The 18,774-nt window shown below is 69.4% G+C and carries 13 protein-coding genes and 1 pseudogene; 4 read left to right on the forward strand and 10 right to left on the reverse strand.

The window, feature by feature from the left end:
- Positions 1-28: 28 nt before the first annotated feature.
- The 5 genes from ACQEUX_RS14840 to ACQEUX_RS14860 form a co-directional block, all read right to left on the reverse strand.
- A complete protein-coding gene (locus ACQEUX_RS14840; RefSeq protein WP_433047161.1) occupies positions 29-1,417 on the reverse strand; it encodes a glycosyltransferase family protein in 1,389 nt (462 codons plus the stop codon).
- Positions 1,398-2,696, reverse strand: coding sequence for a lipopolysaccharide biosynthesis protein (locus ACQEUX_RS14845; RefSeq protein ID WP_433047164.1), 1,299 nt, complete (start codon positions 2,694-2,696; stop codon positions 1,398-1,400). The genes ACQEUX_RS14840 and ACQEUX_RS14845 overlap by 20 nt, the downstream gene beginning before the upstream one ends.
- 103 nt (positions 2,697-2,799) lie before the next feature.
- A complete protein-coding gene (locus ACQEUX_RS14850) occupies positions 2,800-3,744 on the reverse strand; it encodes an NAD-dependent epimerase/dehydratase family protein (RefSeq protein ID WP_433047167.1) in 945 nt (314 codons plus the stop codon).
- Positions 3,745-3,870: 126 nt separating this feature from the next.
- Positions 3,871-5,145, reverse strand: a complete 1,275-nt coding sequence (locus ACQEUX_RS14855; protein ID WP_433047170.1) for a glycosyltransferase — start codon at positions 5,143-5,145, stop codon at positions 3,871-3,873.
- A gap of 1 nt (position 5,146) precedes the next feature.
- On the reverse strand, positions 5,147-6,271 hold the full coding sequence (locus ACQEUX_RS14860) for a glycosyltransferase (protein ID WP_433047173.1): 1,125 nt from the start codon (positions 6,269-6,271) through the stop codon (positions 5,147-5,149).
- 277 nt (positions 6,272-6,548) lie between these two features.
- Between ACQEUX_RS14860 and ACQEUX_RS14865 the strand changes: the two are divergent.
- Positions 6,549-7,544: pseudogene (locus ACQEUX_RS14865) on the forward strand (glycosyltransferase); the annotation flags it as partial.
- Positions 7,545-7,567: 23 nt separating this feature from the next.
- On the opposite strand, the gene ACQEUX_RS14870 reads toward ACQEUX_RS14865, so the two are convergent.
- Positions 7,568-8,266: an acyltransferase gene (locus ACQEUX_RS14870; RefSeq protein ID WP_433047176.1), complete on the reverse strand. Its 699-nt coding sequence runs from the start codon at positions 8,264-8,266 to the stop codon at positions 7,568-7,570.
- Positions 8,266-8,820 (reverse strand): DapH/DapD/GlmU-related protein, encoded by a 555-nt coding sequence (locus ACQEUX_RS14875; RefSeq protein WP_433047179.1) that lies wholly within the window; start codon positions 8,818-8,820, stop codon positions 8,266-8,268. The genes ACQEUX_RS14870 and ACQEUX_RS14875 overlap by 1 nt, the downstream gene beginning before the upstream one ends.
- Before the next feature lie 360 nt (positions 8,821-9,180).
- Between ACQEUX_RS14875 and ACQEUX_RS14880 the strand changes: the two genes are divergently transcribed.
- Complete coding sequence (locus tag ACQEUX_RS14880; RefSeq protein ID WP_433047182.1) at positions 9,181-12,288, forward strand: M14 family zinc carboxypeptidase; 3,108 nt, start codon at positions 9,181-9,183, stop codon at positions 12,286-12,288.
- 100 nt (positions 12,289-12,388) lie between these two features.
- Positions 12,389-13,297: an NAD(+)/NADH kinase gene (locus tag ACQEUX_RS14885; protein ID WP_433049853.1), complete on the forward strand. Its 909-nt coding sequence runs from the start codon at positions 12,389-12,391 to the stop codon at positions 13,295-13,297.
- A gap of 90 nt (positions 13,298-13,387) precedes the next feature.
- Here the strand turns inward: ACQEUX_RS14885 and pgm are convergent, their stop codons facing one another.
- Together pgm and glgC are read right to left on the reverse strand one after the other, a co-directional pair.
- Entirely contained in the window at positions 13,388-15,031 is a 1,644-nt protein-coding gene (gene pgm / locus ACQEUX_RS14890) for a phosphoglucomutase (alpha-D-glucose-1,6-bisphosphate-dependent) (protein ID WP_433047185.1), read from the reverse strand.
- 31 nt (positions 15,032-15,062) lie between these two features.
- Positions 15,063-16,295, reverse strand: a complete 1,233-nt coding sequence (gene glgC, locus ACQEUX_RS14895) for a glucose-1-phosphate adenylyltransferase (RefSeq protein WP_433047188.1) — start codon at positions 16,293-16,295, stop codon at positions 15,063-15,065.
- Between the two features lie 72 nt (positions 16,296-16,367).
- Here glgC and glgA point away from each other — a divergent pair, with 72 nt between their 5' ends.
- Positions 16,368-17,573: a glycogen synthase gene (gene glgA / locus ACQEUX_RS14900; RefSeq protein WP_433047191.1), complete on the forward strand. Its 1,206-nt coding sequence runs from the start codon at positions 16,368-16,370 to the stop codon at positions 17,571-17,573.
- Positions 17,574-17,634: 61 nt separating this feature from the next.
- Here the strand turns inward: glgA and ACQEUX_RS14905 are convergent, their stop codons facing one another.
- A complete protein-coding gene (locus tag ACQEUX_RS14905) occupies positions 17,635-18,579 on the reverse strand; it encodes an inositol-3-phosphate synthase (protein WP_433047194.1) in 945 nt (314 codons plus the stop codon).
- Positions 18,580-18,774 lie beyond the last annotated feature (195 nt).

The following is an 18,774-nucleotide window of genomic DNA, read 5'->3' on the forward strand; positions in this document are numbered from 1 at the left end:
GATGGGTGATGGTGTCGATGTCTCCGATTCAGGGGATCCCCGCGTCGTGCAACTTCGTGTTCCCACCAGCGCGTGGCGCGGACGCGATGCTGACCGGAAGTTCCGCCGCTTCTCGGAGTACCTGGGCGAAGCGGGCAGCCACCTGGTCCGCGCGGTGATGCCGTGCCGCGTACGCCAAGCCCTGCTGGCCGAGCCGCTGCCGCAGCGCGGGGTCGGAGCAGAGACGGGTCAACTCGTCGACGAGTGCGGTGCGATCATCCACGCCGACCACCGCGCCCGCCTGCGCCACCCCGATGTGGACCATCGAGGCCAGCTCGGCCGGCCCGAAGCCGAACACCGGCCGGCCAGCCGCCAGGTATTGGGGGATCTTCGTGGACAGCGAGTATCGGGTGTAGCGGCGGTGTTCGGCAGCGAAGGACTCCACATGCACCAGAACGTCAGCACGGCGCAGCACGGCGCCCACCTCGGTGCTGTTGATTGAGCGGCCCAATCGCACCGCCGGCAACCCGGCGAACACCTCGCCGTAACGGGCCAGGTCCGTCTCCGGTGCATGCACTGTGAGCCGCACCGGTACCCCGCCCCTCGCCAAGTCTTCAACCACCTCGCCAATTCGGCGCAGCGACCGCCACCGGTCCAGGTGCAGGCCACCGACGTAGACCAACTCGACCCGGCCCCGGTCGGGGGCCAGCAGGGCATCCGGATCGGCGAAGTCGACCGGGTCCACGCAGTTTCCGAAGGCAGCGAACGGCAGCCGGTAACGGCGCTCGAACTCACGTGCCATCGGCTCGCTGATGCCCATCCCGTACGAACTGTGCCGCAGCACCTCCCGCAGACTGGCATGCACCGCGAGCCGGGGCAGACCGAGGACCTGCCCCTGGGCGTACAGCGTGCTCGGCCAGTCGTCCATGAAGTGCGGGACCAGAGGCACCTGGCACTCCTGCGCGGCGACGGCGGCGAGGCGCATCATCCGGATACTGCCGAGAGGCGTATAAATCACCTCCGGACGTTGCTCGCGCATCCACCGACGTACGCTGCCGGGCACCCGGATCGGGCTGAGGTCGAAGAACGCCCGCAACTGGACGCGGAGGGCCCTGCGCAGCGGCCCGGGGGTCCGCTCGACGGCCGTCGGCGGCGTCTCCGTCCCACCTCGAGCCAAACCAGTCGGGTTTCCCCGAACGCGCTTCCACATCTGGAAAGTCCGGTACTCGACCGGCGCATTCTTCATGGCGAACCGGGCGAACGTGCCGCCGATCTCACGCCCCGGTTCCCGGTCCTCGTGGTACAGCTGGGCAAGCCGATCCGGGGGCCAGCCGGCGAAGAGGTTCGACAGCGTGATACCGGTGCCGGAGGAGCGATCCAGGACCCCCGCGCTCACCACAAGGACGCGGGGGAATTCCTCACTGTGCGACACGCTCACTCGATCCCTCCTTGATGTCCGCTGCGGGGTACCGCTGCAGCGTCCGGTGATATCCGTAGAGTGCGGCTGGCGCCACCGTCAACGCGTAGCCGAGCACCCCGAACCAGGGCACCGCATTGACCCCGAAGCGACCTGCCCCATACCACTTGCCCAGCACCGACACGACCATGAAGGCGACCCAGCCGATCAGTTGCGGCCGAATGACACCAGCCGCGTTCTGCACCATGAACCGTGGGGAGAGGGCGGCTTGGAGCACCCACCACATGCCGAGACCGGCCAGCAACCACGGGTCGCCATCCATGGGCACCGGAAGCCAAGCGGCGAAGAGGTGGTCGCCGACGAACACCAGGACTGTGGCGGGTAAGGCGGCGGCAAGCACCGAGATGATCGTCATTCGTCTCGTGATCCGCCGCACCCAGGCCACCTGACCCTGTGCGAGCGCGTCTCCGTTAGCCGACCAGAGCGGAATGTTCACCAAAATCACGAAGAGCCCAATCTGGGCCACGAGCCTCGCCGGCACCACGTAGCCGGCCACACTGGAGAGACCTAGCACGTGCGCGATGATCAGAGTATCGGCACTGGTGGCAAATGACATGGTCACGGTCAGCACGAAGAACAGGCCGCTGAGCCGGGTCAGTTCCTGGGCCGTCCCGGCCTCGACGGTCCGCAACCGAGGCCGCAGATCCGGATGCCGTCCAAAGAACCAGATCGTGTTCACCACGTTCACCAGCAGAGGCGCTGCGGCCGCTGCGGCGATGACCATGATCGGCGACAGATCGGCCCAGACCAGCATGAATACCACGCCCAGCGCAGCCAGATTGCCGCCGGTCTGCCAGATGTTGCTCCAGCTGACCTGCTGGTAGGCGTACTGAATGCGGATGATCAGAGAGAACGGGACGTTGAGTGCGAAGGCGGTGAGGCAGATCAGCGCAATCGCTCGGGTCTGCGCGGGGGTCGCTTGTCCGGACACGTTGAAGATTGCGGTCCACGGGATGGTGTCAGCGAGCAGCCAGAGCAGCGCAGTCAGGGTGACCGTGAGCAGCGAGAGAGTCAGGTAGGCACTGGAAATGTAGCGCCGGGCCCGGGCGACATCGCCGTGCGCGTAGCAGGGGGCGAGTTTGGTCATCAGGCCATTCCCGAGCCCGAGGTCGGCGAAACTCGCCATGGTGGCCAGCGAGACGACGGTCATCCAAAGGCCGTACAGATCCTTTCCAAAATATGGAAGGGTCACCGGGACCATCAGGATCGGCCCGATGATGCCAGCGGCCCGGCTGGCCACGGCAGTGACCAAGCCGCTAACCAGCCGGCTGCTCCGGTCCGGGCGACGGCGGTGCGCACCGGGTGCACGCGTCCGCTCTACGACGCCGGAGGACATCGTCGCCCTACTGTCCGGCGAGCACGTGCCCGGACATCCAGGACACGGTCTGCTCCAGACCGGCCCGCAACGGCGTAGGCGCCACCGTCGGGAACAACTCGAGTAGGCGGGAGCAGTTGGCCTGGGAGTCCCGTACGTCACCGGGCCGGGGCGGCTCGTAGACCACCTCCAGCCGCCGGTCGAGGATGCTCTCGAGTTCGGCGATCACCTCCCGTAGCGAGATCCGCACCCCAAAGGCGAGGTTCACCACGTCGGTGGTCGCGACCTGACGGACGATCGCATCCACTATCACCGAGGTGACGCTTCCGACAAAGGTGAAGTCGCGGGTCTGCCGGCCGTCGCCGTGCACGCGCAGAGGGTCGCCGGCGAGCGCGGCGGTGATGAATCGCGGCACCACAGCGGCGTACGCGTGGTGAGCCGCCTGTCGGGGGCCGAAGACGTTGAAAAAGCGGAAGGGCAGGACCTGCAGGTCATAGCAGGACGCGTAGGCGAGCGCATACGCCTCGGCGGCCAACTTCGAGACCGCGTACGGGCTGACTGGGATCGGACGCAGCCCTTCGTCGCGAGGCAGCACCGGATTGGCGCCGTACACCGAAGACGAGGAGGAGAGAATCACCTGTCGTACCCCGTGGCGACGGGCGGCCTCCAGCACCATGAGCGTGCCGGTGGCATTCGCGTGGTGGCTGGGCAGCGGGAGGTCGATGGAGCGAGGCACAGAGCCGAGTGCACCCAGGTGCACCACGCTCGCCGCGCCGGTCATCGCCTCGTCGAGCAGGTCGGGGTCGAGGATGGTGCCCCGGACCAGCCGGACCGGTACGCATAGGAGATTGTCCAGTAGGCCGGTGGAGAGGTCGTCAATAACGACGATCTCGCTGACCTGCCCGATCTCGCCGAGTGCCCGGACCAGGTTCGATCCGATGAAACCCGCGCCCCCGGTAACGACTACCTTCACTCGTCCCCCTATTCGCTGCCCCGTTCCTGCAACGGCGCTCGCGGCGCGCCCGCTCGGCGGCGCGCGCCGCGAGTGGGACAACGAGCGCTCGCCGCGCAGGTCACGCGACGTTGGCGTGGCGGCAGGTCAGTCCGACTGACGGGCCGCACTGGTATGGGCAATCGGGTCACCCTCGGGGGCGATCGGCAGCGGCCGGCTGAGCGTTTCGAGGAACGCCCGGAGCCGCAGCCCTTGCGGGCCGGTCCCGCGGGTGTGCCGCACGAACGCCTGCCCCGCGGCCCCACGAGCCGCCGCCTCCTTGACGGGCAGTGCCAGCACCCCCGCGATCGCCTCATACAGCCCGTCGACCGTGTCGGGCTCGGCGTAGGCGAGATGGGCGGCGTAGTCAGCAGGGATTCCGGGCAACCGGGTGGTGACCACTGGGACTCCAGCCGACAAGTATTCGATCAGCTTCGACGGAAACGAGTAACGGACGAAGTCCTGGTCCACCGGGCGCGGGTTGACCAGCACCGCCGCCGTGGCGAGCCGGCCGACAAGCACGTCACGGTCGATCAGCTCGGGCAGGGCGATCCGGGGGTCCGCTGCGGCTTGCTCCCGCAGCCAACACTCAAGGTCACCCCGACCGAACAGCAACAGCCGCAGTTGCTCCCCTGGCAACGCGCGAAACGCCGCTACCAGGCGATCCACACCGTACGAGCGGGTCAGCCCGCCAGCGTAGACGATGTCACGGGTGGCCGGTGCGGCTACGGTATGCGGCCGGACGGCGACCGGCGGGTTGAAGATGCCCTCCATGATCAGCCGTGGACGACCCGGGGCGTAGACGTCGGCGAGCGGCCCGGTCAGCGCGACCACCCCGGCGCAACCGCCCAGGGCGGCTCGAACAAGGGCCACATCGATCCGACGCAGTGTTCGGACCAGGCGCCCGTCGGTGGGCAACGGCACCCCCGGCGGGTCGGTCAACACCGGTACCACCCTCACCCCACGGCGCGCGAGCAGTGCGGCGGCCCAGAGGAACGCGGTGTTTACGCCGTGCACCAGCAGCACGTCGACGTTCTGCTCGCGTAGCTCCCGCCCGCCAGCGCGCCACGCCGCGATGAATCGGGTCAGGTGTTTGAGGCCAAGCAGATTAACGAAGCCGAGCAGCCGACCGTCCACGTCCGCGTGACGGAATCGTGCAGGCCGGAAATGGAGCCGGCCGTTGCCCGGGTAGGTGGAGACGGGCACGGCAGAGAGTAGCCGCACCGAGCAGCCGGCGGCCCGCAGCGCCCGGACCAGCCCCCAGGCGAACGTGTGCGTCTGGGTGGCGTGCCGGACGTCGCTCGCCATCACCTCAGCCAATACTTCGTCCGGGACGGTGAAACCCAGCAGGACGACCCGCGGAGCAGCGGTCGGGGAGGGCATCTCAGGCCGCCAGAATCCGGCGGTACACCCCATCGAGCGCCCCAAGCATGACGTCGAGACTGTATCGGTGGGTGACCGTCTGGCGGGCTAGCCCGCCCAGTTCCGCCCGGGCAGCGGCGTCAACGAGCAACGGCGCGAGCGCGTCGGCGAAGGCCACCGGGTCAGCGGCCGGCACCAGCCGTCCACCGCCGCCACGGAGCACTTCCACGTTGCCCCCGACCGCGGTGGCGACCACCGGAAGCCGATACGCCATCGCCTCGAGCAGCGCATTGGAGAGATTTTCGTGCAGAGTCGGAAAAACGAAAACGTCGGCTGCGGCGAGCAGGTCCGGCACGTCAGACCGATTGCCGAGCAGGCGCACCTCGACCGGGCCCGCTGCTCGCAGAGCGGCGCCGATGCCGTCGCGCTCGGGGCCGTCGCCAGCGACCAGCAGCACCGGACGACCAGCCTGCGGGGGCAACCGGCGCAGTGCCTCTGCCAACACCCCGTACCCCTTCTCCCAGGTCAGCCGGGCCAACGCGAGCATCACCACATCGTCGGGACGCAAGCCGAGGGCGCTCCGGCTACGATCCCGTCCGGCGTGCGGATTTTCGGGCACCGGCACGCCGTTGGGGATCACCCCGACGAAGCGGTCCCGGCAGCCGCGTAGGAAGTCCCGGCCAGCGGCATATTCGCAGACAGTCGCGACGTGCGAGGCGGCCCGCAGCGTGAGCGGCTCAGCGCCGTGAACGAGCAGCCCTCGGCGCACCGGCCGGCCGGTGTATCGCAGGTCTCGCACCGTGCCATGGACAGTGACCAGGATCCTCCGGCAGCCGGCGAGCCGGGCGGCGAGCACCCCCTGCAGGCCCTCATTCTGCAGCCCGCGGACGTGCACCAAGTCGGGCCGGAGCCGACGTAGCTGGGCAACCCAATGCCGCAGCATCACCAGATCCAGAGCCCCGTTGCCCCGCGACTGGTGCATCCGGACGAAGTCGTAGCGCACTGCAAGCTGCGAGTTGACAACCCGCTCGACTGCGGTGAGTGGACCGTTGGCGCCGGGCATGCCAGCCGAGTGCTGAACCACGACGGGACGTCCGCGGAGTGAACCGGACACCGCGGTGACGGTGCTGGGCTGTGTCAGCTCCACCTTCTACTCCCCTTTGTCCTGCGCCGGGGAGGCCTCCGGCGGCGGCGGGACCACTAGGCTAGCTTTACAGAAAGGACTTAACACGCAAACCTCACTAGGTGGATGTATGACCGCGTCCCTGACGCCGGAGGCGCCGACCGTCCCGTCCCCAACAAGTCGGGCTATCAGGCACCCACTGGTACTGACCTTCGCCGCATACCGATTTCCGCACGGGGACGCCATGTCCAACCGCCTGCTGCAACTTGCCCGGTCGGCCACTCCGCCGGGCGGCACGACCATGGTGGTCAACGACTGGCCCGACGACGGGTCGCGCCCGCCCGTTACCGCGGACCTGCCATCCGACGTACGACTGATCACGCTGCCCCGCTGGCGCGTCGGCGGTGGGCTCCTGGGCCGCTGGCTGCATCGGCGCGCCCGCCCGCTGCGGGTACTGAGCGCGCTGCGCCGCGCGGGCGTCCACCCGGGTGAACTGACCGGCGTGTACCTACCGCTCGGCCTGTGGAACCTGCTCACCTGGGCGGTGCTGCGCACGGCGGTGCGCTGCCCGGTGACCGTGGACGTGGTCGAACGGCACGACCGGGCACAGTTCCCCCGGGGCTGGCTCACCCCGTACTTCGTCCGCCACCGGTGGGCGTTCTACCTGGCCGGCCGGCTCGCCGACCGGGTCATCGCCATCTCCGAGGCGCTGGAGCGGCACTTCGTCGGCCAGGGACAGCCGACGCTGGTGGTGCCGCCGCAGGTCGACTGCGACGACTACGGCGATCCCGCGCCGCCCTCGCTCGGCGAGGGGCTCCGGCTGCTCTATGCGGGTTCGGCCGGCCCCAAGGACCAGTTGGCCGTGGTGCTGGCGGGTATCCGCCGCCTGGCGCCCGACGACCGGGCCCGGGTGCGCCTCGTTATCGCCGGGATCAGCAGGGAGCAGGCCAGCAGCCTCTCCGACCTGGACGAGACCGCCTTTGACGACGACCAGGTGAGCTTTCTCGGTCGGGTGTCCCGGGACCGGGTGCTCGCCGAGTTGCGACAGACGCATTTCTCGGTGCTGGTCCGCCCACCGGCCGGGTACGCCCAGGCGGGCTTCCCGTCCAAGGTGCCGGAGAGTCTGGCCGCCGGCTGCCCGGTATTGCTCAACCACACCAGTGACCTCCGGCGCTACATCGTCGACGGCCGCGAGGGCATCGTGCTCGACGGTTCCGGGGCGCAGGACGTCCAGCGCGGGCTGGAGCGGGCGCTACTGCTCGACGATCCGGGCTGGTCGGCGATGAGCCGCGCAGCCCGCGAGCGGGCGTACTGCTTCGACTATCGGGCCTGGACACCGGTGGTCAGCGACTTCGTCACCGGCGCCGAACTCGGCTCGGGCACCGGCAGCTCGGCCAGACCGGCCAACTCGGTGGGCGTCAGTCGGCGCTCCGGTGGGTAGAGCTGCCGCTCGTGGTCCTGGATGGTCTCCAGCGGCCAGCGCAGTCGGAGCACCCGGGCCGGATTGCCGGCCGCCACCGCGTACGGCGGCACCGATCGGGTGACGACAGCGCCGGCGCCGATCACCGCGCCCCGGCCGATGGTGACGCCGTGCAGGATCACTGCCCGGGTGCCCACCCAGACGTCGTCGGCGATGACCACGCCCCGGTCGTGGGTCTCGTCGCCGGCCTCCTTGCCGACCGCGATCATCGGTACGCCGACCTGGTCGATGCGGTGGTTGCCGCCCCGGATGGTCACCTCGGGGCCGAACATGACGTTGTCACCGATCAGGATCCGCGCTCGGGCCGCCATCAGGATCGGGCGGTACCCGAGGTCCACGTTGCGCCCGACCTCGATCGTCTCGCAGGTGTAGACGCCGTCGGGGTCAAGGGTGAAGTTGTCCCCGCGGGCGGCGAACCGGCCGGCGAGGGCGAGGCCCCGGATGGCCCGGCGAACGCGCGTGCCGGTGCACAGGAGACGGTCCAGCGCGACGATGGCCGGGCCGAGGACGGCGCCGGGCTGACCGGCCGACACCCGCATCAGAACCCCGCTCGTCCGGCGCTGACCTGCTCCGGAACCCCGTAGATCTGGCGGATCACCGCAGCCTTCTCGGCGGCCGGCAGGTGCCCGCACCCCAGCGAGCGGGCGCGCATCCGGTCGAGATAGTCGTCGACGCTGCGGATCACCTGGGCCGGAACGCCGGCCGCGACGCTGTTGTCCGGGATGTCCCGAGTCACCACCGAGCCGGCGCCGATGATGCAACGGTTACCAATGGTGACCCCGGGCAGGATGATCGTCCGTACGCCGAGGTAGACGTCGTCCCCGACGCTGATCGGTGCGGTCCACTCCAGATCGGGCACCTCCTTGCGGAGAATCAGCGTCCCGCCGTCGTGGGTGATGAACTGGACCCCGGCGGTGACGTAAACGTTGTCGCCGAGGGAGACGAGCCACGGCTCGGAGCCGAACATCGCCCGGTCGATGCCGTAGAACCGGACCCGACCTCGCAGATCGACGCCAATGGACCGGGCGAATCCCTCCGGGTCGCGGGCGGCGGCCCGCCGGTCCCGCAGGGCGTGCACCACGCCGCGCACCATGCTCAGCAATGCTGTCCCCGTTCTCGCCATGGGTGGGATTGATAGCGGTCCGAAGTGTAATTCCCCCTTATACCCTGCAAGGCCGCAATCGCCGAAGTAACCGACGAGACATGGCAACGCGCACAATACGAGCGTGGGTCGACGGGCGGTGGCGGCACGTCGAGGAGCGGTGCGACATCGAGGCGGTGTTCTGCGAGGCGATCGTCGGGCACCTGCGACGGGCCGCGCCAGCGCCGCCCTGGCCATCACAGCAGGCAGCGGCGCCGGCACGGCTAGCGACCTCGCACCCATCGACCGATTGACATCGATCACGCCACACCGAAGGCTCGCGCCTACAGGTCCTTCACCCAAGGAGGCGCGATGAGACCGAGACGATTGGCGATCGCCAGCGTGGTCACCCTGCTCGGCGCACTGGCACTGACCCCACCGGCCAGCGCGCGGCCACCGTCCGACCCGGGCGCCCGCGACGGCCTGGAGGTGTACGTCGGCACGGTCGACGCGAAACAGCGGGATCAGCTGCGCGCGGCGGGGGTCGACCTCGGCCACGACGCGAAGACGGACTCGGCCGGCCGTACGGCGGTCGAGACGGTGCTCAGCCGCCGGCAGGCGAAGCGGCTGACCGACCAGGGCGTCCCGCTGTCGGTGAAGAAGGTGCGCGGCAAGGACGCGTCGCAGGCGCTGCGGGAGCAGGCCGCCGCCGGCTGGACGGCGTTCCGCCCCTACGGTGAGCCGGGCGGCCTGCGCGACGAACTGAACGCCACCGCAGCTCGATACCCCAAGCTGACCAAGGTGGAGACGATCGGCCGCAGCCAGCAGGGTCAGCCGATCCTCGCCGTGAAGGTCACCAAGAACGCGCGGACCGTCGCGGACGGCCGGCGACCGGCGGTGCTCTACGCCGGTGCGCAGCACGCCCGCGAGTGGATCACGCCGGAGATGACCCGCCGGCTGATGCATCACGTCCTCGACAGCTACGGCACCGACCGGGAGATCACCCAACTCCTGGACACGACCGAGCTGTGGTTCCTGCCGGTCGCGAACCCGGACGGCTACGACTTCACCTTCACCCCCGGCAACCGGTTGTGGCGCAAGAACCTGCGGGACAACAACGGCGACGGGCAGATCAGCTCCGGCGACGGCGTCGACCTCAACCGCAACTTCAGCTACAAGTGGGGGTACGACAACGAGGGCTCGTCACCGGAGCCCAACAGCGAGACCTACCGGGGCCCGGGTCCCAACTCGGAGCCGGAGACCGTAGCCCTGGATCGGCTCTTCAAGCGAGTCGGGTTCGAGTTCTTCGTCAACTACCATTCGGCGGCCGAACTGCTGCTCTACGGCGTCGGCTGGCAGGTGAGCACCCCCACCCCGGACGACGTGATCTACGAGGCGATGGCCGGCGACGACGCGCACCCGGCGGTGCCCGGCTACGACCCGGACATCTCCGCCGAGCTGTACACCACCAACGGGGACACCGACAGCCACGCCACCGTCAGGTACGGCACGTTGGGCTTCACCCCGGAGATGTCCACCTGCGAGGCCGCCTCGGCGGTCGACCCGAACGACGAGTGGCGCCCGGAGGACTGCGTCAGCGGCTTCATCTTCCCCGACGACGAGGCGCTGATCGCCGGCGAGGTGGGCAAGAACCTGCCGTTCGCGTTGGCGGTGGCCCGGTCCGCGGCGGACCCGGACGACCCGGTCTCGGTGGTCGGGCGGAGCACCCCGGACTTCGTGGTGGACGCCTTCGACACCTCGTACGGGCGCACCCAGCAGGTCGCCTCGATCACCCGTCGCGCGCTGAAGAACGTGCGGATGCACTACACGGTCAACGGCGGACGGCCGAAGACGGTCGCGGTCCGCGAGTGGCGCGGTGGCGAGCGGTACGGCGACACGCACGACGACTACTACGCCGAACTGCGCGGCACGGTCACCGGATCCAAGCCGGGCGACCGGGTGGAGGTCTGGTTCACCGGGAACAAGCCGCGCGCCGGGGTGGTGGCGAGTGAACACTTCACCTACCGGGTGCACAGCGACGTCGGCGGTGACGTGCTGGTCCTCGCGATGGAGGACGTCACGGGCCTCAGCCCGGCGCAGACCGGCACCACCGCGAAGTACGCCGACGAGGTCGCCGCGTCGTTGAGCGCCGCCGGGCGCAGCAGCGACGTGTACGACTTCGACGCCATGGGCCGCAAGGCGCCACACCCGCTCGGCGTGCTGTCGCACTACAGGGCGGTGGTCTGGGAGACCGGCGACGACGTGATCCTGCGCTCCCCCGGTCAGGTGGCCGGCACGACGGCCAGGGCGGCGCTGGACACCGAGCTGGCCGTTCGGGACTACCTGAACGAGGGTGGCAAACTGCTGGTCAGCGGCCAGTACGCCTTGTTCGCGCAGGGTGCCAACGGGTCGTACGTCTATCACCCGGACGCGCCACCGGAGTGCACCGACGCCGAGGACGCCAGCTGTCTGCCACTGTTGAACGACTTCCAGCAGTACTGGCTGGGCGCGCACACCTACGTCAGCGACGGCGGCACCTCCCCGGAGGGCGAGCCGTTCCCGGTCGCCGGGGCCGACGTGCCGTTCACCGGTTTCAGCGGGCAACTCAACGCGCCCGGCTCGGCGGAGAACCAGGCGCACACCGCGTCGTTCCTGACCACGTCGAGCTTCCTGCCGCCGGACGAGTTCCCGCAGTTCGCCAGCTCCGCGCCGGTCGGCTGGACCCGACCGGGCGGCGCGCCGTTCGATCCACGTACGGGTGAGTGGTACCTGTACAGCGGGCAGACCGACGAGTCGTACAAGCGGCTGACCCGCACGGTGGACCTCACCGGGGCGAGCAGCGGTGAGCTGCGCTTCTTCACCTCGTACGACATCGAGCAGAACTGGGACTTCCTCTTCGTCGAGGCGCACGAGGTGGGCAGCGACGACTGGACGACCCTGCCGGACACCAACGGCAAGACCGGCACGGTCACCGGGGACAGCTGCGTCGAGGGTTGGGTGGAGCAGTTGCACCCGTTCCTCGCGCACTACCAGGGCGCGGACTGCTCCCCCACCGGGAGCACCGGCACCTGGAACGCGGCGACCGGTTCGTCGGGCGGCTGGAAGGAGTTCGTGGTCGACCTGTCCGGCTACGCCGGCAAGCAGGTCGAGGTGTCGATCTCGTACGCCTCGGACTGGGGCACGCAGGGTCTCGGTGTCTTCCTGGACGACGCCCGCGTGCTGCGCGACGGGGCGACCGTCGCGGAGACCTCGTTCGAGTCGGCCGACCTGGGCGGCTGGACGGTGGCCGGGCCACCGGCCGGCTCCGCGGGCAACGCCAACGACTGGTCGCGCAGCCAGCAGGCGTTCGAGGAGGGCTCGGTGGTGGTCACCGGGGACACGGTGTACCTGGGCTTCGGGCTGGAGGGTCTGCCACCGGCGGCTCGCGATGACCTGGTCGCCCGCTCACTGACCCACCTCACCGGTCAATCCCGCCCCTGACGGCGGCAAGGTGCGCCGACGGTCCCCGGACCGTCGGCGCACCTTTGGTGTACGCCGGGTGCGGTCGCCACCGATGTGGTGAGCTGTACGGGTGTCGGGGCTGGGACTTGTGCTGCACCCCACCCGGGATGTCACCGAGGTGGTCGGGATCATCGAACGGTGGGCGACGCGCCACCACAAGACGCTGATGGTGCGCGAGGAGGACAAGCACCGCGTGCCGTCCTGCATCGAACCGGTGCCGGCGGACGAGGTGGCCGCCCGCGCCGACGCCCTGATCAGCATCGGCGGGGACGGCACCATGTTGGGTGCGCTTCGTTCCGCTGTCCTCGACCCGAAGCCGGTGCTCGGCGTACACCTGGGTCGCCTGGGTTTTCTCGTCGAGGTCGAACCGCCGGAGCTGCCCGAGGCGCTGAGCCGGTTGCTGTCGAAGGACTTCACCGTCGAGTCGCACGCGTGCCTCGCCTGCGACGTCTGCGGCGACGACGTCGTGGCGTTCAACGACATCGCGCTGGTCCGCCAGCCCGGCGCCGGCTTCGTCAGCGCCACGCTCGCCATCGACGGTCAGCAGTACGGCTACTACCGGTGTGACGCCGTGGTGGTCAGCACCCCGATCGGCTCGACGGCGTACAGCTACGCCGCGGGCGGCCCACTGATCTCCCCGGCGGCGGACTCGGTGGTGATCACGCCGTCGGCGCCGATGGCCGGCATCTCCCGGTCGGTGGTGCTCGCACCGGACGAGAAGATCCGGCTGGAGCTGGAGCCCAATTCGTCGCCGGTCGTGGTGGAGATGGACGGGTTGGTGTTCCGTGACGCGGCCACCGAGGGGGCGGTGGACATCAGCTACCGCCGCAACGCCGGCCTGGTGGTCCGCTTCGACCCGCTGCGCTACCAGGAACGCAACCAGTTGAAGATGACTCTGCTCGACCTGCCGTTCCTACCCGAGCAGCTCCGCGAACTACTCCCCGAAGAACTACGCCGAACCCGACCAGAACTACCCCCACCCTGCTGACCCAACCCGCCCGGTTGATCATGAAGTTATTGCCCTCCGCCCCGGCATGCCGTGGCAATAACTTCATGATCAACGCGGGGAGGCGGTGGATCAGGCCCGGGTCAGGGCGCTGTCCACCAGGTTCTTGGCTTCTTCCTGGATCTGCTTGAGGTGGTCGGGGCCCTGGAAGGACTCGGCGTAGATCTTGTAGACGTCCTCGGTGCCGGAGGGCCTCGCGGCGAACCAGCCGGACTCGGTGCTGACCTTGAGACCGCCGATCGCCGCGCCGTTGCCGGGGGCGGTGGTCAGCGTCGCGGTGATCGGCTCACCGGCGAGCTCGGTGGCGGTGACCTGCTCCGGGGAGAGCTTGCCGAGCACGGCCTTCTGCTCCCGGGTGGCCGGGGCGTCGATCCGGGCGTACGCGGGTGCGCCGAACCGCCCGGCCAGCTCCGCCCAGTGCTCGCTCGGGCTGCGCCCGGTGGTGGCCAGGATCTCGGCGGCGAGCAGGCAGAGCAGCAGGCCGTCCTTGTCCGTGGTCCAGGTGGAACCATCGCGGCGCAGGAACGACGCGCCCGCGCTCTCCTCGCCACCGAAGCCGACCGCCCCGTCGAGCAGCCCGGGTACGAACCACTTGAAGCCGACCGGCACCTCCAACAGCGGCCGGCCCAGGTCGGCGGCCACCCGGTCGATCATCGACGAGGAGACCAGGGTCTTGCCCACCGCGGCGGCCGGGCCCCACTCGGTGCGGGTACGGAACAGGTGACCGATCGCCACCGCCAGATAGTGGTTGGGGTTCATCAGGCCGGCGTCCGGGGTGACGATGCCGTGCCGGTCGGCGTCGGCGTCGTTGCCGGTGGAGATCTGGAAGTCGGCGCGCGCGGCGATCAGCGACGCCATCGCGTTCGGTGAGGAGCAGTCCATCCGGATCTTGCCGTCGCCGTCGAGCGTCATGAACCGCCAGGTCGGGTCGACCGTCGGGTTGACCACGGTCAGGTCCAGTCGGTGCCGCTCGGCGATCTCACCCCAGTACGCCACGCTCGCCCCGCCCAGCGGGTCCGCGCCGATCCGCACCCCGGCGTCACGGATCGCGTCGATGTCGATCGTCGCCGGCAGGTCGTCGACGTAGCGGGCGAGGAAGTCGTACTCCCCGGTGGTGTCGGCGGCCCGGGCCCGCGCGTAGGTGATCCGGCGGACCTCCTTGAGCCCGGCGGCGAGGATGGCGTTGGCCCGGTCCTGGATCCACCGGGTCACGTCGGTGTCGGCCGGCCCACCGTTGGTGGGGTTGTACTTGAAACCGCCGTCGTCGGGCGGATTGTGCGACGGGGTGATGACGATGCCGTCGGCGAGGCCGCTGGTACGCCCCCGGTTGTGGGTGAGGATCGCGTGCGACAACGCGGGGGTCGGGGTGTAGCCGTCGCGGCTGTCCACCAGCACGGTGACCCCGTTGGCGGCGAGCACCTCCAGGGCGTCCACCGCGGCCGGCGCGGACAGCGCGTGGGTGTCCCGGGCGAGGAAGAGCGGCCCGTCCAGACCCTGCTCCCGCCGGTAGTCGCAGAGCGCCTGGGTGACCGCCAGAATGTGGTCGGAGTTGAACGCGTTGCGCAGGCTGGAGCCCCGGTGGCCGGAGGTGCCGAAGGAGACCTGCTGCGCCGGGTCCGCGGGGTCCGGATGCTCGGCGTAATAGGCGGTCACCAGCCGCGGCACGTCGACCAGGTCGGCGGGCTCGGCGGGCTGGCCGGCACGGGGGTGGGTCACTGCGGGATCCTCCTCGGGGAGTGCGGGCCGGTCACGGCTCGACCTTCTGGCCCTTGCCGATCACCACGATGCCATTGTCGGAGACGGTGTAGCGCTGCCGGTCCTTCTCCAGGTCGACGCCGATCTCGGCGCCCTCCGGGACGAACACGTTCTTGTCCAGGATGGCCCGCCGGACCACCGCGTGCCGGCCGATTTCCACACCCTCCATCAGCACCGAGCCCTCGACGTGCGCCCAGGAGTGCACCCGCACCTTCGGCGAGACGATCGAGTTCTCCACCAGCGAGCCGGAGATCACCACACCCGGGGAGACCATCGAGCCGACCGCCCGGCCGACCCGCTCGCCCCACTGGTGTACGAACTTCGCCGGCGGCCACGGCGGCTGCTCGGTGTAGATCGGCCAGTCGAAGTTGTACATGTTGAACACGGGGTGCACGTTGATCAGATCCATGTGCGCGTCGTAGAACGAGTCGAGCGTCCCGACGTCACGCCAGTAGCCGCGGTCCCGGTCGGTGCTGCCCGGCACCTCGTTGTCGCGGAAGTCGTAGACGTTGGCCTCGCCGCGCTCGACGAGCATCGGGATGATGTTGCCGCCCATGTCGTGCTTGCTGGTCTTGTCCTCCGCGTCGCGCTCGACCGCCTCGCAGAGCGCCCGGGTGGTGAAGACGTAGTTGCCCATCGAGGCGTAGATCTGGTCCGGTGCGTCGGGCAGGCCGACCGCGTCGGTGGGCTTCTCGCGGAACGCCCGGATCCTGCGGCCGTCCTCGCCGACCTCGATGACGCCGAACTGGTCGGCCGTCGACAGCGGCTGGCGGATGCCGGCGACGGTGACCGAGGCGCCGGAGGCGATGTGGTCCTCCACCATCTGCCGCGGGTCCATCCGGTAGATGTGGTCGGCGCCGAAGACGATCACGTAGTCGGGCTGCTCGTCGTTGATCAGGTTGAAGCTCTGGTAGATGGCGTCGGCCGAGCCGGCAAACCACCAGGGGCCACGACGCTGCTGTGCCGGCACCGGCGTGACGTAGTTGCCGAGCAGCGTGGACATCCGCCAGGTCTTGGTGATGTGTCGGTCGAGGGAGTGGGACTTGTACTGGGTCAGCACGACGATCTTGAGATAGCCGGCGTTGGCCAGGTTGGAGAGGACGAAATCGACCATGCGGTACATCCCGCCGAACGGGACGGCCGGCTTGGCCCGATCCGTGGTGAGTGGCATCAGGCGCTTGCCCTCCCCACCCGCCAGGACGATCGCGAGCACCTTGGCAGCCATGCCCCGACGCTATCCACCCGCGTCGCACTTCACCACTCGTACGGGGACTCTTCTGCACTAGGGTGCGAGGTCATGACGGAACCCACCCCTCTGCGCGTCGACCTCCTCAGCCGCGAGTACCCGCCGGAGGTCTACGGCGGCGCCGGGGTGCACGTCGAGTACCTGGCCCGGGAGTTGCGCCGTCTCACCGACGTGCGGGTGCACTGCTTCGGCCTGCCCCGCACCGAACCGGGCGTCACCGCGTACGCCGAATCCCTCGGCCTGACCGGCGCGAACGCCGCGCTGCGCACGATGGGCGTCGATCTGGAGATGGCCGCCGGCACTGCCGGCACCGACGTGGTGCACAGCCACACGTGGTACGCGAACCTGGCCGGTCACACCGCGAAACTGCTGCACGGGGTGCCGCACGTGGTGACCGCGCACAGCCTGGAGCCGCTGCGGCCGTGGAAGGCCGAGCAGCTCGGCGGCGGGTACGCGCTCTCCTCCTGGATCGAGCGCACGGCGATGGAGGCCGCCGACGCGGTGATCGCGGTCAGTGGGGGGATGCGCAACGACGTGCTCACCGCGTACCCACAGATCGACCCGGCCCGGGTCCGCGTGGTCTACAACGGCATCGACACCGTCCAGTACGCCCCGGACGAGGGCACCGAGGTGCTCGACCGGCTCGGCATCGACCCGTCCCGACCCAGCGTGGTCTACGTCGGGCGGATCACCCGGCAGAAGGGGCTGCCCTACCTGTTGCGTGCCGCCCGGGAGCTGCCGGCGGACACCCAGCTCGTGCTTCTCGCCGGCGCACCGGACACCGCGGAGATCGCCGCCGAGGTGGAGGAGCTGGTCGCGGAGCTGCGGGCGAACCGCTCCGGTGTGGTCTGGGTGGCGGAGATGCTGCCCAAGCCCGAGGTGATCCAGGTGCTCACCCACGCCACCGTCTTCGTCTGCCCGTCGGTGTACGAGCCGATGGGCATCGTCAACCTGGAGGCGATGGCCTGCGAGACGGCCGTGGTGGCGACCGCCACCGGCGGCATCCCGGAGGTCGTGGCCGACGGCGAGACGGGCCTGCTGGTGCCGATCGAGCAGGCGAGTGACGGGTCCGGCCGACCGCTGGCCCCGGAGAAGTTCGTCGCCGACCTGGCGGCGACGATCAACACGCTGCTCGCCGACCCGGCGCGCACCGCCGCGTTCGGCGAGGCCGGGCGGCAGCGCGCGGTCGAGCACTTCTCCTGGGACGCCATCGCCCGGCAGACCCTGGACGTGTACCGCTCGGTCGGCGCGGCCTGAGGAGGACGGGCGGCATGCGTGTTCGGCCTGGAGACAGTCGCCCGGCTGGTCCGGACCGGCCTCAGATCGCCGTTCCCGGTGGAGATTTGAGCAACGACGTCGCCTGAGCAGGATGACCACCGTGCCCGTTCCGGAGCGCGCTGGCTGCGATGCGGACGAGGTCGATGTTGACCCCGGCAGCGCCACTCGGGTCATCCACCTTCAGTTTCACGTCGAGGCTCACCGCAGTCTCGCCCCAACCCTTCGCCTCGATGTTGAGGTGAGCCACCTTCTGCGATCGGAGATGCGGCAGGTACCCGAGCGGGGCCACCTCGACTTTGTCAGCCGCCGACAGTGCGTTGAGCTTGGACTGCTTCTTGGTGTTGGGATTGTCGACGAGGTTGCGGAAGTCTTCGGTGCCGCCCAGATTGACCTGGTAGGAGCTGACCAGGGTAAGGCCCCGCTCCTCCAGTAGCCGCAGCAGCGCGTTGTGTAGCACCGAGGTACCGAATTGGCTGGCCAGGTCATCGCCGATCAACGGCAGACCAGCCATTTCGAATCGATCCATCCAGTGGGGATCGCGGGCGACCGGGTCGGAGGTGGTGTTGATGAAGGCGACACCCGCTGTGTGAGCTGCCTCGGCGTACGCCTGGGCGGTCTTTGGCCGGCCACTGGGCGCCGAGTAGAGCAGCACCTCCGCCCCGGCCAGCGCCGTCGCCACCCGCTCCACCTCGGTCGCGTCGACAAGGCCCTTCGTGACGGGCACACCCGCTCTGGGCAGGTCGCAGTTCAGCCGAGGGAAATTGTTGGGCGCCATGAAGATCGCCTCGGTCAGGTCCCGACCGACCTTCTCGTCGGACATGGCGAAGGCCGCCACGATGTCGATGTCGCCCACCCCGAGCCCGTCGATCATCGGCCTGCGGATTCCGACCAGACTGCCACTCTGGCGGTAAAGACCAATCCCCTGCACCAATGCAGACGTGTTGTTACCGACACCAACAACCACGACTTTCACCCGTTCGATCATGGCGGGAGGCTACGTCACCTTGGCGCATACGGTGGTGCGGTGATCCGCTCCGGCCGGACAACCGTCGGCACCGGAAAGTGCCGTACACCTGTTCTCGTCTTTGGTGGTGATCGATCAGCGACTAAAGCAGCGCCTTCCGCGGCGAGCAGCGTCCGGCCTGCCCGGGGCATGTCGCCGCGAAGATCCACACAACTT

The sequence above is a fragment of the Micromonospora sp. CA-259024 genome (genome assembly GCF_050936255.1).
Lineage (GTDB): Bacteria > Actinomycetota > Actinomycetes > Mycobacteriales > Micromonosporaceae > Micromonospora.